Source organism: Actinokineospora cianjurensis, assembly GCF_003663795.1.
GTDB lineage: Bacteria > Actinomycetota > Actinomycetes > Mycobacteriales > Pseudonocardiaceae > Actinokineospora > Actinokineospora terrae.
This window is the reverse complement of record NZ_RCDD01000002.1, coordinates 558125-577592: the sequence shown is the minus strand read 5'-3', so window position 1 is coordinate 577592 and position 19468 is coordinate 558125. Positions and strand designations below refer to the sequence as shown.

General features: G+C 72.2%; 14 protein-coding genes. 5 read left to right on the top strand and 9 right to left on the bottom strand.

Annotated features, from left to right (window positions below; all coding sequences use genetic code 11):
• The first annotated feature begins 288 nt into the window (after positions 1-288).
• Positions 289-3660, top strand: coding sequence for a TM0106 family RecB-like putative nuclease (locus tag CLV68_RS17185; RefSeq protein WP_121391882.1), 3372 nt, complete (start codon positions 289-291; stop codon positions 3658-3660).
• Here CLV68_RS17185 and CLV68_RS17180 read toward each other — a convergent pair.
• The 6 genes from CLV68_RS17180 to CLV68_RS17155 all read right to left on the bottom strand — a co-directional run bounded on the left by CLV68_RS17180 (position 3657) and on the right by CLV68_RS17155 (position 9697).
• A complete protein-coding gene (locus CLV68_RS17180) occupies positions 3657-4715 on the bottom strand; it encodes a DUF4034 domain-containing protein (protein ID WP_121391881.1) in 1059 nt (352 codons plus the stop codon). The two genes, CLV68_RS17185 and CLV68_RS17180, sit on opposite strands and share 4 nt — an antisense overlap.
• A 17-nt stretch (positions 4716-4732) precedes the next feature.
• Positions 4733-6256 carry a M48 family metallopeptidase gene (locus tag CLV68_RS17175; RefSeq protein ID WP_121391880.1) on the bottom strand — a complete coding sequence of 508 codons (1524 nt, stop codon included), beginning with the start codon at positions 6254-6256 and terminating at the stop codon, positions 4733-4735.
• A 102-nt stretch (positions 6257-6358) separates the two neighbouring features.
• Entirely contained in the window at positions 6359-7003 is a 645-nt protein-coding gene (locus CLV68_RS17170) for a hypothetical protein (protein ID WP_147460042.1), read from the bottom strand.
• Complete coding sequence (locus tag CLV68_RS17165; RefSeq protein WP_121391878.1) at positions 7000-7668, bottom strand: ATP-binding protein; 669 nt, start codon at positions 7666-7668, stop codon at positions 7000-7002. Before CLV68_RS17165 ends, CLV68_RS17170 begins: the two co-directional genes overlap by 4 nt.
• 20 nt (positions 7669-7688) lie before the next feature.
• Positions 7689-9203 (bottom strand): WXG100 family type VII secretion target, encoded by a 1515-nt coding sequence (locus tag CLV68_RS17160; RefSeq protein ID WP_121391877.1) that lies wholly within the window; start codon positions 9201-9203, stop codon positions 7689-7691.
• Positions 9200-9697, bottom strand: a complete 498-nt coding sequence (locus CLV68_RS17155; protein ID WP_121391876.1) for a YbaB/EbfC family nucleoid-associated protein — start codon at positions 9695-9697, stop codon at positions 9200-9202. Before CLV68_RS17155 ends, CLV68_RS17160 begins: the two co-directional genes overlap by 4 nt.
• Before the next feature lie 332 nt (positions 9698-10029).
• Between CLV68_RS17155 and CLV68_RS17150 the strand changes: the two genes are divergently transcribed.
• The 4 genes from CLV68_RS17150 to CLV68_RS17135 all read left to right on the top strand — a co-directional run bounded on the left by CLV68_RS17150 (position 10030) and on the right by CLV68_RS17135 (position 15455).
• On the top strand, positions 10030-12663 hold the full coding sequence (locus CLV68_RS17150) for a DEAD/DEAH box helicase (protein WP_121392341.1): 2634 nt from the start codon (positions 10030-10032) through the stop codon (positions 12661-12663).
• Positions 12660-13700 (top strand): SWIM zinc finger family protein, encoded by a 1041-nt coding sequence (locus CLV68_RS17145; protein WP_121391875.1) that lies wholly within the window; start codon positions 12660-12662, stop codon positions 13698-13700. The genes CLV68_RS17150 and CLV68_RS17145 overlap by 4 nt, the downstream gene beginning before the upstream one ends.
• Before the next feature lie 12 nt (positions 13701-13712).
• Complete coding sequence (locus tag CLV68_RS17140; RefSeq protein ID WP_121391874.1) at positions 13713-14468, top strand: TetR/AcrR family transcriptional regulator C-terminal domain-containing protein; 756 nt, start codon at positions 13713-13715, stop codon at positions 14466-14468.
• 87 nt (positions 14469-14555) lie between these two features.
• A complete protein-coding gene (locus CLV68_RS17135; protein ID WP_121391873.1) occupies positions 14556-15455 on the top strand; it encodes a proteasome assembly chaperone family protein in 900 nt (299 codons plus the stop codon).
• Between the two features lie 324 nt (positions 15456-15779).
• On the opposite strand, the gene CLV68_RS17130 is transcribed toward CLV68_RS17135, so the two are convergent.
• Genes CLV68_RS17130 through CLV68_RS17120 form a run of 3 tightly spaced genes read right to left on the bottom strand, consistent with a single transcriptional unit; the run spans position 15780 to position 19344 of the window.
• Positions 15780-17225 (bottom strand): MFS transporter, encoded by a 1446-nt coding sequence (locus tag CLV68_RS17130; RefSeq protein WP_246009923.1) that lies wholly within the window; start codon positions 17223-17225, stop codon positions 15780-15782.
• A complete protein-coding gene (locus tag CLV68_RS17125; protein WP_121391872.1) occupies positions 17222-17881 on the bottom strand; it encodes an HAD family hydrolase in 660 nt (219 codons plus the stop codon). The genes CLV68_RS17130 and CLV68_RS17125 overlap by 4 nt, the downstream gene beginning before the upstream one ends.
• Positions 17878-19344, bottom strand: coding sequence for an amidase (locus CLV68_RS17120; protein WP_121391871.1), 1467 nt, complete (start codon positions 19342-19344; stop codon positions 17878-17880). The genes CLV68_RS17125 and CLV68_RS17120 overlap by 4 nt, the downstream gene beginning before the upstream one ends.
• Positions 19345-19468: the final 124 nt, after the last annotated feature.

Below are 19468 nucleotides of genomic sequence, written 5' to 3'. Positions count from 1 at the left end.
CGGATGCCTGGTGGATTCGCGAAGCGGGGGGGGGCACGTCCACCGCGCGTGAGTCCCGCGCCGGAGCGAGGGAACTCGCGTTGTCCGTTCGGAGCTCGATCGTCACGCTGTACGCGGGCGCTGGCGTTCGCCTCCACGCTGTTCGGACTGGCGCTGCCGCTGGTCTGCGAGGAACTCGTCGGGCGGGGACCGTGTACATCGTGTCGTCGGCGGGGTTTCTGACGGGCTCGTTGGTGGCGGGGCGTGTCGGGCAGGTGTTCGAGTGGGGCGGTGCGAGACTGGTCGGCGATGTACACGCCTTCGGATCTTGCCGACCTGCTCGAGTGCGAGCACCGCAGCGTGCTCGCGCAGGCCAACGCCGCTGGGCTGGTCGGGGCGCCGCAGGCGGGGCCCGGGCCGGATCGGCTCACGGTCAAGTACGGGCGGGAGCACGAGCAGGCGACGCTGACCAGGTTGCGGGCCGAGCAGCACGCGGTGGTCGAGATCGAGGAGCGGGACCCGGTCGTCGCGGCGGGGGAGACCGCGGCGGCGTTGGCAGCCGGGGCCCCGGTTGTGTACCAGGCGGTGTTCCACGAGCCGGGTGGGATGACGGGCCGGGCGGACTTCCTGTTGCGGGGGCCGGACGGCCGGTACGAGGTGTACGACACGAAGCTGGCCAGGCACGCGCGGCCCGCGGCGGTCATCCAGGTGGTCGCGTACGCCGACGCGCTGGCCAGGGCCGGGTGGCCCGCCGGGCCCGAGACGCACCTGCTGCTCGGCGACGGCAGCCGGGCGTCGTTCCGGGTGGACGAGTTCGTCCCCCTCCTGCGGCGGCTGACCGGCAGGCTCCTCGCCCGCGAACCCCATCTGCCCGCACGGCTCTGGGGCGACGAACGCCCCGCCTGCTCAGGCTGTCCATACGCTGAGCACTGCGCCTCCGGGCGGGCCGCCGACCGCGACCTGGCGCTGGTCGCGGGCATCCGGTCCGACCAACGGCGCAAGCTGCTCGACGGCGGACTGACCACCATCGACGCCCTCGCCGCCGCCGCGCCGGACGACAGGCCCGCGACGTTGTCGATCGCCTCTTACACCGCACTGCGTGCGCAGGCGGCGATCCAGGTCCGCCAGGACGCCACCGGTGAGGTCGCCTACGAACTCGTCGACCCCGGCGCGCTGGCCACGATCCCGCCGCCCAGCCCCGGCGACGTCTTCTTCGACATGGAAGGCGACCCGTACGCGATCGGCGGCACCGGCCTCGAGTACTTGTTCGGCGCGGTCGCCGACAGCACGTTCACCCCGTTCTGGGCGCACACCCGGACCGCCGAGCGGCACGCGTTCGAGCGGTTCGTCGACTTCGCCACCGGCAGGCTCGCCGAGCACCCGGACGCGCACATCTACCACTACGCGCCGTACGAGTCGTCCGCGCTCAAGCGGTTGGCCGCCCTGCACGGCACCCGTGAGGACGCCGTCGACACGTTGCTGCGCCGGGGCTCGCTGATCGACCTCTATGCGGTGGTACGCAAGGCGTTGCGCGTCTCACAGCGCTCGTACTCCATCAAGGCGCTCGAACCGCTCTACATGCCCGACGCCCGCGAGGGCGAGGTCAAGACGGCGGTGTCGAGCATCGAGGCGTACGAGGACTACCTGACGCTCACCACCGCGGGCGAGGTCGAGCGCGCGGCGGAGGTGTTGCAGGGCATCGCGGACTACAACGAGTACGACTGCGTCTCCACCCAGCGGCTGTTCGAGTTCCTGCACGAGATCCGGGCCAGGGAAGGCATCGAGTCCGTCGTCGAGGTGTACGAGTCCGAATTGGACGCCGGCCTGCGCGACGTCGAGGACGACGAACGCGCCAGGAAGGCCAGGGAACTGGCCGACCTCGTCGACACGCTGATCGAGGGACTCCCCGACGACCCGGCCGAGTTCACCCCCGACGAGCGGGCCAGGGCGCTGCTGGCCGCCTCGGTCGGCTACTACCGGCGCGAGTCCAACCCCGCGTGGTGGGAGTACTTCCGCCAACTCGCCGCACCGGTGCACGACCTGGAATCCGACTCGACCTGCACCGTGCCGGTCCGGGTGGAGACGGGGGAGTGGGAGCCGCCGAAACGGCGCAACGGCAGGCACAAGCGCGTGCTGCGCGTCGGGTGCGACCAGGACCAGCCGCACCCGTTCGGTGTCGGCGACCAGGTCCGGCTGCGGTACGGCGCCGAGAGCCACGACGGGAAGATCACCGAGGCGACGGCCGACCGCCTCGTCATCGACGAGAGCCGGGGCGCGGACAAGATCGGCCCGGGATCGCTGCAGGCCGTGCTGCCGGGCGAACCGGTGCGGCCCGCGCCCAAGGACGAGGCGGTCGTCGACCTCGCCAGGCAGGTGGCCGACACCCTCCCGGCGCTCCCCGGGCACCCCGGCATCGACCTGTTGCGCCGCACCCCACCCCGGTTGCGCACCGGTGCGACCCTGCCCGCACCGGGCGCGGACCTGGTGCACACGGTCATCGAGACCGTCGACGCGCTGGATGGATCGACCCTCGCGGTGCAAGGACCGCCCGGCGCGGGTAAGACGTACCTCGCGGGCAGGCTCATCGCGCACCTGGTCCGCTCCGGTCGCACCGTTGGCGTCACCTCGACCAGCCACAAGGCGGTGGAGAACGTGCTCACCGCCGCCCTGTCCGCCGCGCCGGACCTCCCGGTCGCCAAACGGCCACGGGGGACCGCCCCGGCTCCGGACGCCGCCTGGGAACAGCCGAAGAACTTCGCCGCGTTGGCCGGGTGGCGCCGTGAGCACGACACCGGCCACCTGGTCGGCGGCACCGCCTGGAACTTCGCCAACAAAGCGCTGCGCGAGGAGCCGTTCGACGTGCTGGTTGTCGACGAGGCAGGCCAGTTCGCGCTGGCCGACGCGCTCGCGGTGTCCACCTGCGCCCGCAACCTCGTGCTGCTCGGCGACCCCCGGCAGCTGCCGCAGGTGGTCCAGGGCACCCACCCGGCCGGTGCCGAGGCGTCCGCGCTGGGGCACCTGCTCGACACCGCCGACATCATCCCGCCCGACCTGGGGTTCTTCCTCGACCAGACCCGCCGCATGCACCCCGCCGTGTGCGCGCCGGTGTCGCGGCTGTCCTACGCGGGCAGGCTGCACGCGCACCCGAGCGCCGCCGAGCGGTCCATCGAGGGCGTCCCCGCCGGGCTGCACCTGGTCGAGGTCCAGCACCAGGGCAACACGACGCGGTCAACCGAGGAAGCCGCCGCCATCGTCGACATCGTCACCACCCTGCACGGCCGCGCTTTCCGCGACGGCGAGGACGCGCGCCCGATCACCGACCGCGACATCCTGGTCGTCGCCCCGTACAACCTGCAGGCCAGGGTGGTCACCCGAGCACTGGCCGCTGCGGGCCACGGCGACGTCCGGGTCGGCACGGTCGACCGCTTCCAGGGCCAGGAAGCCCCGGTCGTCATCGCCACCATGACCTCGTCCTCGGCCGCCGACCTGCCCCGCGGCCTCGACTTCCTGCTCTCCCGCAACCGCCTCAACGTCGCCCTGTCCCGCGCCCAGACCCTGGCCGTCCTGGTCTGCTCCCCGCACCTGGTCACCGCCGACATCCGCACCACCGTCCAGATGCGCCTCGTCTCCGGCATGATCGGCCTCCTCGACGACGCCACCCCCTGGCAGGGCGCGCGTTAGGGGCGGCGGGCGTTGGCGCAGGCAGTGGTCCTGGTCTGGAGGAACAGGAAGACGGGTGACTCGCTGAAGGACCACGGTTGGCCGTCCGCGCGGGTGCCTAGGGCCCGGAACTGGACGACGGCCTCGTCGTGGCGGTCGTTGGCCATGAGGGCGCTGATCGCCCAGCCGCGGTCGTCGCGGGTGTCGGGGGTGTCGTCGTCGGTGGGCAGGCGGGTCAGCAGGGTGTCCAGGGCGGCGACCACGTCCTGGTCGCGCCAGCGGTCGTCGTCGTGTTCGAAGGCGGCCTGGAGCGGGAGCACGGCCAGGGTGGGCGAGGTGGCGGCGGCGGTGGCGGCGAACTCGGTCATCAGGTCGTCCGAGCCGCGCCACTTGCGGCACCAGTACTGCAGGGCCTGCACGTGGGCGTGGCGGTGCAGCGGGTCCCTGGCGAGAAGTTCGGACCACAGCGCGAGGAACTCGTCGTGCTCGTAGCTCAGGCCGCGGGCGAGGTTGATGTGCGTCCACCACGGCGTCGGGTCATCGGGGGCCACCTCCGCCGCCGTGATGGCGGCCTGCCTGGCTTCCAGGAGCACGCGGCGGAACCCGACGAACTGCTCCCGGGTGGTGTCCACGCCCCGCTGCGCGCCCCGCACCTGCCAGGCGACGATGATCAGCATCCGCGCCAGCACCACCGCGTGCCCCGGGTCCTGCGGCCGCGCCGCGCGCCACGCCGAGAGCCAGGTGTCGTCGGCCGCGGCGGCGTCGCCGAGCGCCCGCACCACGTCGGCCCTGGCCGCCCAATCACCCCAGGTCGAGGCCAGCAGTTCGGCGGCGGGCAGCCACAAGCCCCCCGCGGCCGCGGCCACCGCGTTGGCCAGCGCCTGGTCGCGGTAGACCGTGTCCGCGCTGACCTCGTCGTTGGCGGGCAGGCCCCACCTGGCCATGTTGACCTTGGGCAGCATCAGCGTGGCGACCACGTCGGCAGGCAGGTCGTCGACGCGGACGCCGCGCCTGCGTGCCTCGCGCGACGCCCGGCGCAGCAGCAGGAAGGTCTTGGGGTTCAGCAGCGAGGCCACGTCGGGTCCGATCGGTGTCAGGCGTTGATCAGCGCGGGGATCGGCTGGAAGTCGAGGTCCACACCCGCGCGGACGAGCACGGCGCGCAGGTCGGTGCTGTCGCGGTCGTCGGCGAGGGCGGCGGCGAGCAGGTCGGGTAGGTCGTTGAGTCCGGTGTCGGTGAGCCGCAGGGTCGCGTTCCCGGTCCAGTCGACGTCCCAGCGGCCGTGCCCGGCGGCGACGAGCGCCAGGTTGACCAGCAGACCCAGCGCGTCGCCCACCGATGTCCTGGCCCGCTCGCGGCGCGCGCGGGGACCGCCGGTCTGCTCGTCCTCGTCGACCGGGGCGAGGTAGAGCAGCTTGCCCGCGTCGAGTGCGTCGAGCACGGCGCGCAGGGTCGGCTGCCCGCCCCGGACCCGGCCGGCGGCCTGGGCGAGCGGCCTCGTCGCCGCGATCATGTGCTGCTGGATGACCAGGTGCCCGTAGTTGGTCCAGTCCACCCGCTTGCGCTCGTCCACGCCGTTCATGGCCAGCAGCAGCGCCCGGTCGAGCAGTGGGACCGGGTCGTCGACCAGGGCGAGCGCGGGCCGGTCCGGCCAGTCCGCCGGGGTGGGCGCGGCGATCGCCTCGATGGCCGCGACCCTGCTCAGCGTCGGCGGGTGCGAGTCGTACGGGTCGGCGTCGCCGCCGGGCGGGTCCTGCGCCCGCAGGTCCGCCAGCACGGGCGCCAACTCCGGGGTCGCGCGCAGCTCGGTGAACCGGTCGAAGATCGACCGGGGCAGGTAGCCGACGGCCCAGCCGGTGGTGATGTGGCGCTTGAGGAACCAGGTCCAGCTGAAGTCGACCACGTGCAGCTCGCGCAGCGCGCTCGCCGCGGCAGCGGAACCCGCGATCCTGGCCGACACCGCGTCCGCGGCCAGTTCCTGGCGGCGGCAGATCGCACTGGACAGTCGCATGTAGACCTTGGCGTAGCTCGCGAACACGCCTGCGAGCGCGCCCTGCAGGTCGCTCGCGCCGCTCATCCCGGTCACCACCCGCCTGAGCGCGTCCCGGCCGGTGACGACCACTCCGGACAGTCGGGTGTCGCGGTTGGCGTAGTGCCCCAGCTCGTGCGCGAGCACCGATGCCATCTGCTGTTCACTCAACCCCGCCAGCAGCGGCGCCCCCACGTACAGCCTGCGGGAGGTCACGACCAGCCCGAGCAGCCGCGTGTTCTCCACCACCGCCGCGTTCACCGCCGCGACCACTCGGATCTCGTCCGGCGGCCGCGTGCCGACCCGGCTCGCCAACTCGGTGACCAGCGCCCACAAGCGCGGCTGCTGGCTCGGGGTGATCGCCACCCCGTCGACGATGTCGTCGCGGCGCCGCTCGATGGACACCAGCGCGACCAGGATCGCGAACACCGCGGGCACGACGAAGAACGCCAGCTTCAGCCCGAGGACCGGCGACTCGCGCAGCGCCACCACTTCCAGCACGACCAGTCCACCCGCGACTCCGAGCGCGAGCAGGTAGAAACCGGCCAACATCGCCACTGCCAGGGCAGCGCGCAACCCCACGAACATCGTTCTTGCACCTTCCCCAGTAGCCGACCCCCCGATGCGGCAGGAGGAGTGTGCACCACCAACTCCTCTTCTGCCAACACCGGGGACCGGGTGGGGGAAAGGTCAACTGTCCCTTATGAACGTGTGCGGAACCCAAGGCGTCGACAGGATGGAGCCGTCCCCGAACTCGACTCGTACCACGGTGTGAAACGGCACACTCCGCCCCGCGGTCGCCTTCCACCACCGCGCGACCCGGCCGCGGTCGACCTCCCACAGGGACACGACGACGTCCCGGAAGACCCACTTGTCCTGTTTGGTCCAGTCGTCCAGCGCTGAGGTGACCCGCTTCAGCACGCTCTTCTCCCGGGTCTCCGCTGCGAGGCGCGCGCGGGTGGCGGCGAGGAGCCGGTCGGGGAACACCACGGCGAACCGCCGGTCGGTGATGGCGATGCTGGCCTGACCGGAGCAGGCCGCGAGGTGGTCGGCGGCCACCACCGCGTCGTCGCCGTCCTGCTCCGCCTCCGCCCACCACCCGAGGCCGGGCTCCTCGATCCAGTCGTCGCCCTGCAGGTCGGGCGCGTGCACCGACAGCGTCGGGTAGTCGATCGCGATCGGCACCGGCTCCGGACCGCCAGGGGCGGGCGGGTGCGGCACCCGCACCTGATCGCCGACGCGGGACCCGATGTCGAGGCCCTTGGGGGATATCCCCAGCAGCAGGCGTTCCCCCGGCAGGCACCAGTCCCGTTCCAGGTCCTTGCGCACGCTCATCCGACCACGCCGTTCGTCAGGGCGGCCAGTCGCCGGTAGGGGGCTTCGTCGTCGTCCCGTGTGAACCGGAAGTCCAACTGGGATCCGTCGTCGAGTGTCATGCGCAGGCACGGCGTGCTGGCGATCACCCCAGCTGACGTCTTGGCCGCCTCGAAGCCCCGGATGTGCGCACGGGGAACGGTGAACAGCGGGTCGATCCGGTCCACAAAGGTCTGGGGCCGCCGCGTCACCGGCCCCGCGATGACCTGTTTGACAGAGGTGAGGAACCCGACCGGTGGCGGCTCAGGTTCGGGTTCCGGTGTGACCACTTTCCCCGCGTGCAATCCCGTGCCGGTCAACGCCCACAACACCCAGTCGTCCGGCACGGCCTCGAACAACGACCACGCCCGGCCCCGCCCCGGCTCACTGCGCAGGATGAGTCCCGCCGCCACCTTGACGGGTCCCTTGCTGGACCCGCCGCCAGTGCCCTCGGCGAACGAGTCGAACACCTCGTCGACCACATCGGCGACCACACCGGAGATCCATCGCCCCGGATCGCGGGGGTCGGGGTTGCGCGCTTTCGCGTCGTACCCGCGCCTGATGGTGGTGCCTGCCCAGAGCAGGTGCTCGTCCGGGAGCCAGACCCGGGCGTGGATGGCGAACCCCGCGGTTCTCCGATGGGTCATGGCAGTCCTCTCCGCGACCGCTAGTCGACCGTGAAGCCGCGGTCCTCGGCGGCCCTGCGCTCGTCCGATGTGGACGGATCTTCGACGTGGTCCTCCGCGCGTTTGAGGCCCCATTCGACGGCGGCGCCGGGGACGTTCTCCAGGACGCCGTGCATCGTGACCCTGCCGATGTCGGTGGTGCCGCTGAGCCCGAGGTAGCCGAGGCTCGTGGTGACCACGCGCTGCGCGAGTGCCTTCTCCCCGGACAGTGCGACGGGCTTTCCGTCCGCGCCGCGGATGACCTCGCCCATCTCGGTGAAGGTGCGCTTGCCGATGATGTTGTTCGGTGTCGTCGTCGCGAGGTCGTCGGTGTGGTTGCGGAGGTAGCCGAGCGCGGGGTTCGCCCGGTCCAGCTTGCGGCCGATGATGTCACCGGCCCAGGGGATGTCGGTGACCTTGCCGACCTTCTTGAGCGCCGCTTCGACGATCTTGTTCGACCTGATCCGCACGAGGGCGTCCTCGAGGTGGGTGATCAGCGGCTTGAGCCGGTGCAGGTGATCGGCGACCTTGGTGCCGAGCCGGGTCTTGGTGACGGCGACCTGCGCGGCGGTCAGCCCCGTCTGCACCGCGATCGAGGAGCCCGCGGTGATCCAGGACGCCGCCAGCGCGGCCAGCCACTCGACGATCAGCCCGAGCACGAACTCCTCGATGATGTCGATGACGACCTGGACGAACGTGTCGAAGATGTCGGCCGCGGTCTCCAGGACGGTCGTCAGCGTGGCGATGTCACCGCCGAGCGCGCGGGCACCTTCGGCGAACTCGGCCATCTCGGCGCGGAACGCGTCACCGGCCTCGCCCTGCCAGCCGGACGAGGTGGCCGCCGCGCGCTCCTGCTCGCGCACGGCGACCTGCTCCAGCCAGTCGCTGACCTTCTCCCAGCCCTTGGCGGTGCTGCGCATCTGCTCCGGGTCGCCGACCGCGGGCTCCAGGACGAACTCGACCAGCGGGCTGATCGCCAGCGAGATCAGGAACCCCAGACCGTTGTCGACGAGTGCCTGGCCGGGGCTCGCGATCGCGGCCAACTGCTCCATGCGCGCGTTGACGAGCGCGAAGCCCGCCTCGGCCGGGCTGCCCGCGTCCTGGAGCTTGTCGCCCGCGTCGGCCCACGTGCTGCCGCGGTTGCCGACCTGGTCGAGGTAGTCGTCCCGGTTGGCGTCACCCGCGCTGTTGAGATCGCCGAAGGAGCCGACGCCTTGCCCCGCTGACCTGAGGCCGGACGCGTTGTCGGTGTCGGTCGCCCCGTAGGCCGCCGCGGACTCGTCGAGCGCTTCCGCGATCTGCGTGAGGTAAGCCGACGCCTTGCCCGCCATGTCCTGGCACTCGCTCAGCGACGTGAAGTAGGTGGCGGCCATCGGCCTGCCCAGCGGGCCGAAGCACTCGTCGTGCACCCGCGCCTGTTCCAGCAACCGGGCGAGGCCGGTGAAGTTCTCCGCCTGGCCGCGTGAACCGACCGCGTGTGCGCGGAGGGTGTCGCCCGCGATGTTCATGCCGGTCATGAGCGGTCCCGGTAGATGCTCTCGTCGGTGAAGTCGCCGTCGTCGTCCGGTGGGGCCTGGGTACGCGGCCTGCGGGTAGGCGCCACCGGCATGGTGGACGGGGGCGCTGGGAGGGCGGAAAGTGGTGGCGGGGCGGTGGGGCCGAGGGGTTCCACGGCGGGGGACTGGGCGCGGAAGGCCGCTTGGAAGCGGTCGTACTGGGCGTCACCGACCAGGGGGCGGACGGTGTCCGCCATCCGGGCGGCGGCTTCCTGCTGGGCGGCGCGGATGGTGGCGAGGATGTCCTGGGTGAGCTGGGTGTGCGACCGGTTCATCGCCGCAGGTGCCAACTGGAGCCCGAGGACCGCGCCGGACGGGGCGACGGTGACGGTCACGGATCCGTCTGTGCTGCGGGCGCTGCCCTTGAGCTGCGCGATGCTGTCCTTGAGCCGTGCCGCGTTCGCCGCCTGCTCGGCGAAGCGCCGCTGTGTCTCGTCGTACCTGGCCTGGTCCACGGTTGCCGCCCCCAATCAGGCCGCGATGCTAGTGGCCGGGAAACCCGGTGGTGGGCGGTTTCGGGGAAGATCATCAGCTTCGTGTGGCGATGCTCACCTGCCCGTAACGTCCACAGTGGACTAGTCGCGGTCGGCGGGCCGCGCTGGTGCGACCCGGGGCCCGGGTCGGGGTCGTGGCTGACCGGAACGTCGTACGGTATGCTGTATCGCACGACTGGGGAGGCGTGGTTGTGGAGTTGGTGTTCGAACGGGGTGACCCGGCGCGGGCGGGGGCGTTCCTGATCTACGGGAGTGGACGCCTGCCCGAACTCGGTGCACCCGCCGAGGTCGTCATGGCGTTGCCGGACGAGACGGGCGCGATTGTTGCCCGGGCCGTGTCGGTGCGGCGGGTGCCGGTTGGTGCGATGGTGCCGGTTCTGTTGGGCGACCAGACCGGAGCCTCGCCTTCCGTTGCGTTCTATGGCGCGATCGTGCGCAACGCGCTGCACCTGATCGCACGCGGTCGGTTGTTGCCCGGCGTCTCGCCCGGTGGTGTCGACGCGTGGCGGGTCGGTCCGTACGACGTGGCTGACGTCGAACGGGTGCGCGCCTTGGCATCGGCGATGCCCGCCGCCGCCAGAGCGGTCCCGGCTGCGGAGGGCAGGCTGCCGGACGCGCGGGAGTTGGTGAGGGCGGTGTACGACGCCGTCGCGGACACGATGCCCCGTACGCCGGGTGCGTCCTGGCTGACCGGTGACCCCCGGTTCGCCGACCTGGGGACCTCGGCCGACCACACCCAGGACGCCATCGACCTGGGGGAGTGGGCCAGGCAGGTCGCGGCCGGGGTCGATGTCGGGCTGCGGGTGGCGTTGCGCCTGGAGAGCAGGGGCGACCCGGCCAGGTTCACCGCCGTCGTGCGGCTGCGGGACCTGGCCGACCCGACCAGGATCACCGACGCCGAGGCCCTGTGGACCGGCGCGGAGACCGGGTTCGGCGAGCGCGCCACCTTCGAGGCCATGGTCGCCGTGCGCCGGGCGGCCGCGGTCTGGTCCCCGCTGGAGAGCCTGCTGGCCGACGCCGAACCGACCGAGTTGGACCTGGTCGACGCCGACGTGGCCGACCTCCTCGACGGCGCGGAGACCCGGCTCGCCGAGGCCGGGGTGGCGATCGAGTGGCCGGACGAGGTGTCCCGCGACCTCGGGGCCAGGATCGTCGTCCACGCCCCGGGCGCCCGTCCGGACAACGTTGCCGCGCACCTCCGCGACTCACCACCGTTGCCGACACGCTGGCAGTTGCTGCTCGCAGGCATTCCGTTGACGGACACCGAGACAGCTGCCGTCGCATCGTTGCGGCCCATCGTTGCGCTGCGCGGCCAGTCGGCGCTGGTCCCGCCCGACCTCGCGCGCAAAGCCAGCGAACCCAACCTCCCCCCGCTCCCCGCTTTCGCCGGGTTCACCGCCGCCGTGATCGGCAGTGCCGAGATCGCGGGCACGCTGGTCGAGACCGTCGCCGACGGCTGGCTCGGCGACGTCGTCGCTCTGGTCACCGACGCTGAGGGCGGCCCGGAACCCCTGGTCAGCCCACCCGGGCTCAAGGCGTCCCTGCGCGACTACCAGTCCCGGGGCGTCCGCTGGCTGCACCGGATGACCACGCTCGGGTTCGGCGGCTGCCTGGCCGACGACATGGGCCTGGGCAAGACCATCACGCTGATCGCCCTGCACCTTGCGCGCGCCGCGACCGAGCCGACGCTGGTGGTCTGCCCCGCATCGTTGCTCGGCAACTGGGAGAACGAGATCACCAGGTTCGCCCCGGGAACACCGGTGCGCCGCTTCCACGGCGAGTCCCGCTCCCTTGCCGATGTCGAGGGCGTCGTGCTCACCACCTACGCGACGATGCGCGTCGACGCCGCCGCGCTCGCCGGGGTGCGCTGGGGGCTGGTGGTCGCCGACGAGGCGCAGAACGTGAAGAACCGGCTCAGCGACACGGCCAAGGCACTGCGCGCCATCCCCGCCGCGACCAGGGTCGCCCTCACCGGCACCCCCGTGGAGAACAGCCTCGTCGACCTGTGGGCGCTGCTCGACTGGACGACCCCCGGCCTGCTCGGGACCGCGAGCGCGTTCCGCTCCACCTGGGGCCGCGCCATCGAGGTCGACCGGGACAACCGCGTGGCGGGCCGGTTCGGCGCGTTGGTCCGCCCGTTCGTGCTGCGCAGGCGCAAGAGCGACCCCGGCATCGCCGCCGAGCTGCCGCCCAAGATCGAGACCGACCACCCGGTGTCGCTGACCGACGAGCAAGCGGTGCTCTACCAGCGCGTGGTCGATGAGGTGATGGCCGAGATCCGGGCCAGCGAGACCCCCATCGCCCGGCGCGGGCTGGTGCTCAAGCTGCTCGTCGCGCTCAAGCAGGTCTGCAACCATCCCGCGCACTACCTCAGGGAGACCGGCACTCCGGCCCGGTCCCGCTCCGAGAAGCTCCAGTTGCTCGACGAGTTGGTCAGCACCATTGCGGCTGAGGGCGGCGCGGTGCTGGTGTTCACCCAGTACGTCAGGCTGGCGCGACTGCTCGAACTGCACTTCGCGGCGATGAGCGTGCCGACCCTGCTGCTGCACGGCGGCACACCGGTGCGCGCGAGAGAGGAGATGGTGCGCCGGTTCCAGGCTGGGGACGCACCGGTGTTCCTGCTCTCGCTCAAGGCCGCGGGCACCGGCCTGACGCTGACCAGGGCCGACCACGTCGTGCACTTCGACCGGTGGTGGAATCCCGCCGTCGAAGCCCAGGCCACCGACCGCGCGCACCGCATCGGCCAGACGAAGTCCGTGCAGGTCCACCGGTTCACCACCGCGGGGACGCTGGAAGAGCGCGTCGCCACCCTGCTGGAGTCCAAAAAGGAGCTCGCGGACGCGGTGCTGGGCGGCGGGGAGGCCGCGCTCAGCGAACTGAGCGACGCCGAGCTGCTCCGCCTCGTCTCCCTGGGGAGCACGCAGTGAACGACGACGACGAGTACCTCGCTGCCCTGTTCGCCGACGAGGACGACGACGAGGTCGACGAGGACGAGACCCCGGTGCACGCGGTCACCTTCCCCGCGTTCGAGCCGCATCGGCGTTACGGCAAGAAGTTCGCCGACACCTGGTGGGGCAACGCGTGGACGGAGTCCATGGAGGACACCGCCCTCGACCGCGAACAACTGCGCCGCGGCCGCGCGCACGCCCTCGCCGGGTACGTCGGTCCGATCACGGTCAGCCAGGGGCGCGTCTCGGCGACCGTGCACGACGGCGACCACACGCACCCGTTCACCACCGTGGTCCGGGTCGCCGAGCTGACCGAGGTGGGATGGGACCGCTTCCTGGACCAGACCGCGCGCCGCGCCGGGCACGTCGCCGCCCTGCTCGACCGCGACATGCCGCGTGAGCTGGTCAGTGCGGCGGCCGACGCGGGAGTGCGGCTGCTGCCCGACTTCGACGACCTGGAGCCGGAGTGCACGTGTCCTGAGTGGAACAGCCCGTGCGGGCATGCCGCCGCGTTGGCCTACCAGGTGTCCTGGCTGCTCGACCGCGACCCGTTCGTGCTGCTGCTCGTGCGCGGCCGGGACGAGACCGACCTCATGGCGCAACTGCACCGGCGCAACTCCCGGGCAGGGGCGGCGCGGGCGGCAACGGTGCCGGTCGGGGTCTGCGCGGTCGAGGCATGGGCTGCTGAACCGGCATCGTTGCCCGAACCGCCGGGTCCGTTGCTCGCCCCCGCTCGGCCGTTGGCGCCGTTGCTGGCAGACGTCGAGATGGTGTCGCCGGTCGTCGACGACGCCCTCGTGGTGCTCGCCGCGGACGCCGCCTGCCGCGCGGCGGACCTGCTCGCGGGTGGGGCATGGGAGGTTGCCGATCACTGGTCGGACGCGGTCCGGCTCGCTGCCCGCGCCCGGGACGTGCTCGACGAGGCGGCCGCTGCGGCATTGGTCGAATCCGCCGCGGCGGCTTCGGGTAGGCCGGACGAGTTCACGGCAGCGGTATCGTATTCAGTACGACAGTAGGGTGTGCGCAGCATGGCCAGAGACCGCGGCAAGCCAGCCGACCCCACCCGCAGCCTCGCGCTGCTGTGGCGGACCAGGGAACCCGCGTCCCGCGACGGGCGCGCGGACCTGAGCGTCGACAAGATCGTCCGGGTGGCGACGGGGGTCGCCGACACCGAGGGCGTCGCCGCGCTGACCATGCGCCGGGTGAGCGAGGCGCTCGGCGTGGGCACCATGTCGACCTACACCTACGTCCAGGGCAAGCCGGAACTGCTCGACCTCATGGTCGACACCGCCTACGGCGAACTGGCCGCGCTCGACCCGTCCGGTACCTGGCGCGACCGGCTCGACCGGGTGGCGATGGCCAACTGGGCGCTGTACCTGGCGCACCCGTGGCTCGCGCACGTCGAGACCAGCAGGCCGGTGCTCGGGCCCAACGCCATCGCCAAGTACGAGCGCGAGCTGACCGCGCTGGCGGGCACCGGCCTCGACGACGTCGAGCTGGACTCGGTGCTGGCGCTGGTGCTCGGGCACGTCCGCACCGCGGCCCGCGCCTCGGTCGAGGCCGAGGACCTGCGCCGCGACACCGGGCTGACCGACGAGCAGTGGTGGCGGATCCAGGCGCCGTGGCTGGCCAGGCACACCACGGCGGACGAGCACCCCACCGCGAGCCGCGTCGGGACCGCCGCCGGTACCGAGCACCGCGCGGCGTCCAGCCCCGAGCACATCCTGCGGTTCGGGCTGGACCGGCTGCTCGACGGCATCGCGGTGCTGGTCGACGGCCGCTGATCACTGTGTCCTGCCCCTCACCGGGAATAACCGGGCGGCCCGCGGGCGCTGAACGGGGGAAACGGTGGATCGACTGGGAGGTACGCGGTGGCGGTGGACCCGGAGGAGCTGTTCGAGGTCGACTCGGACGTCCCGGACCTGGCCGGGAGCGTGCTGCTGCACCACTTCAGCGGGTTCGTCGACGCGGGCGCGGCCGGGTCGACCCTGGTCGAGCACCTGCTGGAGCTGCACGAGCACCGGGTGATCGCGCGCTTCGACATCGACGACCTGATCGACTACCGCGCCCGGCGCCCGGTGATGACCTACGACACCGACCGCTGGGAGGACTACGACACCCCCGAACTGGTCGTCCACCTGCTGCACGACGCCACCGGCACCCCGTTCCTGCTGCTCACCGGCCCCGAGCCGGACCGGCGCTGGGAGGCCGTCGTCGTCGCGGTCCAGGCGCTGATCGAGCGGTGGGGCGTGCGGCTGGCCGTCGGCGCGCACGGCATCCCGATGGGGGTCCCGCACACCCGCGACCTGACCGTCATCTCGCACGCGACCAGGCCGGAACTGGTGACCGAGAAGTCCCCGTTCAACCGCGTCCAGGTCCCGGGCAACCTCTCGGCGCTGCTGGAGTTCCGACTGGGCCAGGCGGGCCACGACGCCATGGGCTTCGCCGCCTACGTCCCGCACTACCTCGCGCAGAGCACCTACCCGACCGCCGCGCTGAGCCTGCTCGAGTCGGTCATCTCCGCCACCGACCTGGTCATCCGCACCGACGGCCTGCGCGAGACCGCCCGCCGCGCCGACACCGAGATCGCCCGCCAGGTAGCCGAGTCCACCGAGGTCAGCGAGGTCGTCGCCGCCCTGGAACGCCAGTACGACGCCTACGCCGAAAACACCCAGAGCCTCCTCATCCCCGACGGCGACCCCCTCCCCAGCGCCGACGAACTCGGCGCCGAACTCGAACGCTTCCTCGCCGAACAACCCCGCGACCAGTAGCTCCTCAGCCGACGGCACCCCGACGCTCAGTGGACGGACTCGCTGGCAGTCGGGTCGCCGGCACGAGCGCGGGTGGCCAGAAGGGACACGCCTGCGGAGGGCGTCAGTGCCATGATCGCCGACAGTCGGTGGGTGCTCGCTGCTGCTCAAGGCCGAAGATGTCGCGATCGCACCAGGTGCCTCGGCGACTGGGACGACGGCCGAGCGGTGGAGAACGGTCGTCGGAACGAGCCGCGGGCCTCGACGGTGAAGCTGGTCGCTAGCTGAGCGCCGCGACCACGCGCCCGCGATCACCTCGCGCCTGGCTCAAGCGGTGCCGGGGGTTCACGATCGGTCGCTGCGTTGGCGGCCGGGGCGCTGAACGGCTTGTCCGCTCGATGGTGGTTCTGGGCTGGGTGCGGCGCGGGTGGCCAGGAGCGACGCACCCGCCGCGGCCAAGGCTAGGGCGCTGAAGGCGGCGGTGATCACGGTGAAGGCGGTGGTGGCCTGGGATGGGGTTTGGGCCAGCGACAGGTACGCGGTTCCGGCGGCGGCCACGCCGATGGCGCCCCAGAGTTGGGCGTTGGTGCTGATGAGGCCGCTGAGGTCGGGGGCGTGGTCGGTGGGGGTGGCGGTGGTCAGGTGGGTGATGAGGGCGGCGGAGCTCAGGCCGAGGCCGAAGCCGCCGATGGCCAGGACGCCCAGGAGGACGGGGCCGGAGGCGTGGCCGGTCGCCGCGGTGAGGGTGGTGGCGAGGTAGCCGAGGGCGAGGATCGCGCAGCCCAGGGCGGGCATCAGGTGGGACAGCCGGGAAGGCAGCCGCGGCAGCAGGGGCCCCGCGATGCCGAAAGCGGCTACCCAGGTCACCAAGGCGAAACCCGAGTACGCGGGACTCAGCCCGAGCCCCCGCTGCAAGTACACCGCCAGCACGAACAACAGCGCCAGGTACGTCAACGTGCTGGCACCGTGCGCGATCAGTCCCCACCGGACCGCGGGCCGCCGGACCAGCGACAGGTTGACCAGCGGGTTCGCCGTCCGCCGCTGCGTCGCCACGAACCAGCCCAGCACGGGGACGCTCGCCGCCAGCGACACCCAGGTCCACAGTGGCCACCCCGCTTCGCGCCCGAACACCAGCGGTACCACCGCGAGCAGCAACGCCAGGGACAGCACCGCCACCCCGCGCAGGTCGAGCGGTTCACGGCGCCGGGCCCCGTCATCGCGCGGCAGGTACCGGAAGCCTGCCGCGAGCAGCACGGCGCCGAGCGGCACGTTGATCAGGAAGATCGGCCGCCACCCCGTGCCGAACAGGTCCGCCGACACCAACACCCCACCCAGCAGCTGCCCCAGCACCGCGCCACCGGACAGAGCCAGGCTGTAGTAACCGATCGCCGCCGTGCGGGCCGTGCCGGAGAAAGTCAGCTGGATGCCGCTGAGCACCTGCGGCACCATCAGCGCCGCCGCCGCGCCCTGGGCGACCCTGGCCGCGATCAGCCACCCGGTCCCCGGAGCCAGCCCGCACGCCAGGGACGCCAGCACGAACCCGACCAGTCCACAGAGGAACAGCCGCCGGTAGCCGTGGATCGCGCCCAGCCGCGCGCCGGTGATCAGCAGCACCGCGTACGCCAGGATGTAGCCGGACACCACCAGTTCCAGCTCGCCGTCGCCCGCGCGCAGGGTGTGCTGGATCGACGGCGCGGCCGTGTTGACGATCGCCAGGTCCACGTTGACCATCAGCTGGCCGCTGAGCAGCACCACCAGCGGCCAGCGCGTGCCATCGGGCAGACCGCTCACGGACGCGCGCCCACCGACGGCGGCCAGGTCATCCCCACGAAGTCCGCCACCACCAGGTCCGCGGCGGCGAGCTGCTCGTGCGGCCGGGTCGTGGTCACCGCGACGCACACCGCGCCCGCCGCCTTGGCCGCGGCCACCCCCGCGGGGGCGTCCTCGAACACCACCACGTCCTCCGCTGACACCCCGAGCCGGGTGCACGCGGTCAGGAACCCCTCGGGGTGCGGCTTGCCCTCGGTCACGTCCTCGGCCGCGACCACCACCGCGAAGAACTCGCCCAACCCCAGCTCGGCCAACAGCCCGTGCACGTCCGCGCGCCGACCCGACGACACGATCGCCGCGGGCACCCCGGCCGCGTGCACCGCCCGAACGAGCTCCGGCGCCCCCGGGACCGCCACCGCGCTCGGCACGTCCGCCACGGCCCAATACCCCATGGCCTCGTCGAACAGCCCGTCGACGGTGGTGTCGGCCGGGAACAGGTGCGTCCGCTCGGCCAGCACGTCCTGGCCCCGCCGACCGGAGAACGTCTTGAGCTCCACGTCGTCGAGCGCCAGCCCGTAGGTCCGGAACAGCTTGCGCCACGCCCACCTGCTGCGCGGCTCGCTGTCGGCGAGCGTGCCGTCCATGTCGAACAGGGCGGCCTTGAACGCGAGGGTCATCCGCGGTTCTCCAATGCGAGGTACGTGTCCTGCCAGGGTGCGACCCGCTCGAACGCCGCGCTCGCCGCGGCCACCGCCACGTCGTTGCCGCGCCTGGCCGCGATCTGCAACCCGACCGGCACCCCATTGCTCGCCACGCCCGCTGGCACGCTGGCCGCCGGGCTGCCGATGAAGTTGTACGGGCTGGTCATCGACCACCCCACCTGCGCGTCGACCGGCTGACCGGCCACAGTGGACGGACCTTTGGTGGTGCGGGTCGCGTCGTTGGCGATGCCGGTCACGCAGTTGACCGGGCTGACGATCAGGTCGTACTGGTCGAACAGGTCCTCGAAGGCGTCCAGGACCCGGGTGCGCGCGATGTCGTCCATCTTCGTGTCCACCGCCGAGGGCAGCGCGCCCAGTTCGGCGCTCTCGATGAACTCCGGCGAGATCCGGTCCCGCCACTCGCCCAGCAGGTCGAGCCCGAGCCGCCGCGAGTACTCGACGGACTCCGCGTGCGCCACCTTCAGGTACCGGCGCCACACCGCGGTCAACTCGTCGTAGGGCAGCGGAAGGCTGAACTCGACCTCGTCGACCTGCGCCCCCGCCTGCTTGAACGCGGGCACCGCCGCGCGGACGACGGCCTCCACCTCCGACTCGACCGGGTACCCGCCGAGCGTGGGCAGGTACGCGACGCGCACCCCGTCCAGCGACTCGTCGAGGTGGTCGCCGACCCGGTCCGGCACCGGGAACGAGTACGGGTCCCGCGGGTGCGGCCCGGACATCAGGTCCAGCACCAGCGCCGAGTCCTCGACCGTGCGGGTCAGCGCGCCGAAGCACACCATCGGGTTGAGCCTGCGGAACGCGTTGGGCCGCGCGGGAACCGCGACCCGGCCGAACGTGCTCATCAGCGTGTACACCCCGCAGAACGAGGCGGGCACCCGCAACGACCCACCCGCGTCGGACCCCTGCGCGATGGGCACCATGCCCGCCGCGACCGCGGCCGCGCTGCCACCGGAGGACCCGCCCGCGTTCATCGCCAGGTTGAACGGCGTGCTGGTCGGCCCGAACAGGCTGCTGTCCGTGGTCGCCTTGTGCCCGAACTCCGGGGTGTTCGTCTTGCCGACCACGATCGCCCCGGCCCGCACCAACCGCGCCACGCACTCGACAGTCTCCGTCGGCACCAGGTCGGCGTACACCGCCGAACCCCTGGTCATCCGCACCCCGGCCACCGGGTCCAGGTCTTTCACCCCGATCGGCACCCCGTGCAGCGGCCCCAGCGGCGAACCGGACACCACCGCCCGCTCCGCCTCCTGGGCGGCGTCGAGCGCGGCCTCCGGGCACAGCGTGACGAACGCGTTCACCTCCGGGTCCAGCCGCTCGATCCGCTCCAGACTGCTCTTGACCACTTCCACCGGCGACACTTCCCGGCGCCTGATCATGTCCGCCAGCCTGGTGGCCGACAACTGGCTGAAGTTGTCCATACCTTCCAGAACACCGCCCGTACTCGTCGCGTTGCAGCCCGTTCTCGAACTGCTCTTCCTCGATCGGGTGAAAACTAGATCGCCGTGCCTTCACGCCCCACGTGCTCGACAGCCGCCCTTCCAC

Excerpts from the sequence above, each read along its gene's own strand:
- CLV68_RS17185 (WP_121391882.1), top strand. The coding sequence starts at position 289 with ATGTACACGCCTTCGGATCTTGCCGACCTGCTCGAGTGCGAGCACCGC.
- CLV68_RS17175 (WP_121391880.1), bottom strand. The coding sequence starts at position 6,256 with ATGTTCGTGGGGTTGCGCGCTGCCCTGGCAGTGGCGATGTTGGCCGGT.
- CLV68_RS17170 (WP_147460042.1), bottom strand. The coding sequence starts at position 7,003 with ATGAGCGTGCGCAAGGACCTGGAACGGGACTGGTGCCTGCCGGGGGAA.
- CLV68_RS17165 (WP_121391878.1), bottom strand. The coding sequence starts at position 7,668 with ATGACCCATCGGAGAACCGCGGGGTTCGCCATCCACGCCCGGGTCTGG.
- CLV68_RS17160 (WP_121391877.1), bottom strand. The coding sequence starts at position 9,203 with ATGACCGGCATGAACATCGCGGGCGACACCCTCCGCGCACACGCGGTC.
- CLV68_RS17150 (WP_121392341.1), top strand. The coding sequence starts at position 10,030 with ATGGCGTTGCCGGACGAGACGGGCGCGATTGTTGCCCGGGCCGTGTCG.
- CLV68_RS17140 (WP_121391874.1), top strand. The coding sequence starts at position 13,713 with ATGGCCAGAGACCGCGGCAAGCCAGCCGACCCCACCCGCAGCCTCGCG.
- CLV68_RS17125 (WP_121391872.1), bottom strand. The coding sequence starts at position 17,881 with ATGACCCTCGCGTTCAAGGCCGCCCTGTTCGACATGGACGGCACGCTC.
- CLV68_RS17120 (WP_121391871.1), bottom strand. The coding sequence starts at position 19,344 with ATGGACAACTTCAGCCAGTTGTCGGCCACCAGGCTGGCGGACATGATC.